Origin of the sequence: Peribacillus acanthi (assembly GCF_003073175.1) — a bacterium.
GTDB lineage: Bacteria > Bacillota > Bacilli > Bacillales > DSM-1321 > Bacillus_BN > Bacillus_BN acanthi.
On the sequence record NZ_QBBX01000042.1, the window covers coordinates 1 to 3444 of the forward strand.

The following is a 3444-nucleotide window of genomic DNA, read 5'->3' on the forward strand; positions in this document are numbered from 1 at the left end:
CCAGCTTCAGGACACTCTCATTCTACCAAGAGGTTATTTTTTTGTTCAAATCTCATTTTCAGTCATTACAGGAATGCTGCCCCGTTTTGTTTAAGAGAAGTTGCCATTAGGAAAGTAAGAGATTTACCATACCGAAAGCCTTGTTCTTGTGTCATTTTCGTCTGTGATGTATTGGACTTGATCATACCCCCGTTTTATTGCGTTGTTATACAATCTATCGAGTATTTCTTTATTCTTACAATATATTGTAGTAAATGAACTATCTACGATTAAAAGCACCAATTGACATTCGCTATTAATAAAATCCTCATAGGTTTCAATATCTATTACCTGTTTACCTTTTGGGTACGCAATTAACTCTACAAAAATAACATAATAACAATCCTTTTCTATTACTTCTTGCAGAAGCATACCATCCATTTCGTTTTCTGGAAAAAGTGGTTCCCCCAATTGACTTTCTTTCATCAAATAGGTTTCGTCATTTCTTATTCTCCAATTGAATATATCTATTTCAATAGGTTTGAATATATCACTAAGAAAAATACCAGGTTTATTTGGAATTTCGAAAGTAATGCCTCTTTTCATAAATGCTACCTCTCTTTATTTACTTAACCTACCCCTTTAGTGTCATAGTCTGAATCTGAACGACAAGCAGGAAGTAATATCGATAATAAAATAATTTGGCATATTGGAAAAACCTTAATACTTGCCATTTAACCTCCTATTTATTTTCATGCCTCTATACTTATTTACGAGCTCAGTCTTTAATTCCATAAAAAAGGCGATAACCCTTCTGGATCACCGCCCTCTTTTTGTCAAAATACTTTCACCAAAAAGGTTATTATTACAACATCAAACGGTAGGCATCCAAGAGAAAATCAATCTACGTAACCGTAGAGAAACTCCTTTTGTGTTATCGGTTAGCACAACTTCATTAGTTAATATTTCATTAGCTTTGAAATTTTAGATAGTTTCAAATTTATTCCTGTAGTTATATAAATTTAAGAAAAAGTTAGATATATGTACCTGAATCCTTATAAATACTAAATTCCCTCCAATTTAGAAGATTATAAAAATAGGATATTTTTTACATAAATGGTATTGTTAGGTTAGTAAAGGCCTTTACTGCAGTATAGAAAAGTTAAACTAGGAGGACTAACATGTTTAGAAAAATTTCAAATTTAGTTGCAGTAATTGCTATAACTATTTTTATTTTTGGAAGTAATACATCTTATGCGTCGGAAACCGAGAGTGCTGGTCAAGAAGTATTAGATGCGATTGAATCAACAGAATTCGATTTATCGGAGCCTGCAACACAAGAAACATCAATTTATAACGAAAAGGGTGAACAAGTTGGAGTAATCGGAATTGAACCTGTAACTTCAACTTTTCAAGAAAACTCATTAAACTTAGAGTCAGTTACAATAGAGGAATTGGTTAAAGAGGAAATATCCGAATATTCAGCAATGAGTGTACAAGCACTTGCATCAGGCGAAATTGAACCGAATGCTACAAAAGATATTGATTTTGGTGACAGTACATGGAAAATTTATTATTATTCAGTAAGTGTAAATTTTAGCTACTACATTGATGTCAATGTATCGACAAGCGGAATTGCAACAATAAAGAAAGCATATGATAAATTTAAATTGGTTACACCTCCATACACAGTAGATTCTGATGTACTGACTATAATTAGAGCTACAGAAACATCAACATCTCCTGCACATGCTAGGTACACTTTAACTCTAAATACATATGTCGGGGGAGAATGGGATATTTACTTAGAATCGAAAATTAAGGATAAAAAGTTGACCACTAGGGTAAATTAATTAATTGAGGTGATTTTATTTGATAACTTTTTTAACATCTGCTGGTGGATACCTGTTTATAGGTTTAATTATCGCAATCGTTTTTTTAGCTTTCAAATACACAAAAAAAAAATCTAACTAAGAAAGTGCTTCGAAAATACCTGATTATTTCTGTATTTTAAAGAATAGTCCAAACATCTACAATGAAAGCCAGGATACTTTGTTAAAAGGTCTTGGCATTTTTTTATGGGATTCCTAAATTACCTTCAAATGCTCCTGCAGGTTACTCCCTTCTTCTGTCCAAAGTAAAGTGGAAAAGATTAATAAAATTTCAACATACCTTCTTCATCAAACCTGCCCTGTTAGTAACACAACTTCCCTACAGTGCTAATTAGATAAAGAATTCCTATTACTTATACTATTAAACCAATAATACCCAGTTAATTATCTTTGGTATTAAGAAAAATACTAGAATCATAACAATTACAAGTAAAGACCCTCCAACATAATAAGGTTGTCTGTTCTTTATATTTTGTATGATATTTATTATTGAAGTAAAAATTAAAATTATAGACATCAAAATCGGCATTTCATACGCATCTTCAAAACCACTTTTGATAAAGAAGTATGTAATGATTAAAAACAAAGATAAAGTTATTGGAAAAAACACTTGCCCTTTTCTCTTTACTTTTTTTCTCTGCCCAATTTAGAACAACTCCCAAACTTTATTACTTTAATTAAATATACCGTATATTTGGATTAAAATTACAAATCATTACTGAGCTATCCTGCCCCGTTTGTTAAACAAGAAAAGGAGGTGTTGCAGTTACCTCCGTTGTTTAACTCAAGCCTCTTTTGTTTAATAAGAAATGGCTATTGAACACATTCAATAGTTAATCCTAATCGACCAGCGAGTTCCTTAGTAAATTCTTTTTGTGAATTCAGTTCTTGTTCCAAATACACTTTTTTAATCCTGTTTTGAGCCTTATCCATAGAACCAAAGAATCTGTAAAGGATAGTTATGTGGTGTGGATTTTCGAATATCCCTTGCTCTTCCCTAAATTCCAGTTCTTTAATAATGTCATTCATTGTCTGGAATTGTTCAAAGTATGGAAGAAGAACGGTAACTATATCACTTTGTAATTGTTCTTTTAATTTTTCAACATCGGAGTGAGAGTTAAGTTTATACCAGTTATCCGACTCTCCTTTGATTTCATTAATTCGTGCTCTTAGAACTGATTCTTTTTCCGTAGGGAAACTAGGAGGATTCCATTCATTCAACGTTCCGAATAATTTATCAGAATAGATGCCGGTATTAATAGTGAATTCTACTTCACCTTGGCTATTATGCCTAGATAGTTGGATATTTACTGTCCAAGTAAAATCCGCAAACACTTTTGCAAAGTTGTTTCCACTCTTTTTAAATCCATTTTTCTTAAATAAAGGGGTAATTATATCTTTGATAATCTGCTTCAAAACATTCTGCATACTCATATCCCTACTCCCCTAATAAAGTTAATTCTATGCTCACCTTCGTTTCTTAAACTATTCTCCCTCAATAAAGAAAGCGAAATCGCCCGTTTTCTCTGGTTTTCTCAGTATTTCAAAATTCGTTAATTTGGTGTTATATGTC

The 3444-nt window shown here is 31.9% G+C and carries 3 protein-coding genes; 1 reads left to right on the top strand and 2 read right to left on the bottom strand.

From position 1 onward, the window contains the following. Positions 1 to 123: 123 nt before the first annotated feature. Positions 124 to 585: a DUF2691 family protein gene (locus DBX25_RS20310; RefSeq protein ID WP_108672572.1), complete on the bottom strand. Its 462-nt coding sequence runs from the start codon at positions 583 to 585 to the stop codon at positions 124 to 126. A gap of 575 nt (positions 586 to 1160) precedes the next feature. On the opposite strand from DBX25_RS20310, the gene DBX25_RS20315 reads away from it, so the two are divergent. Further along, entirely contained in the window at positions 1161 to 1832 is a 672-nt protein-coding gene (locus tag DBX25_RS20315; protein WP_108672573.1) for a hypothetical protein, read from the top strand. A gap of 852 nt (positions 1833 to 2684) precedes the next feature. On the opposite strand, the gene DBX25_RS20320 is transcribed toward DBX25_RS20315, so the two are convergent. Continuing rightward, a complete protein-coding gene (locus DBX25_RS20320; protein WP_108672574.1) occupies positions 2685 to 3305 on the bottom strand; it encodes a DUF4304 domain-containing protein in 621 nt (206 codons plus the stop codon). Between the last annotated feature and the right edge of the window lie 139 nt (positions 3306 to 3444).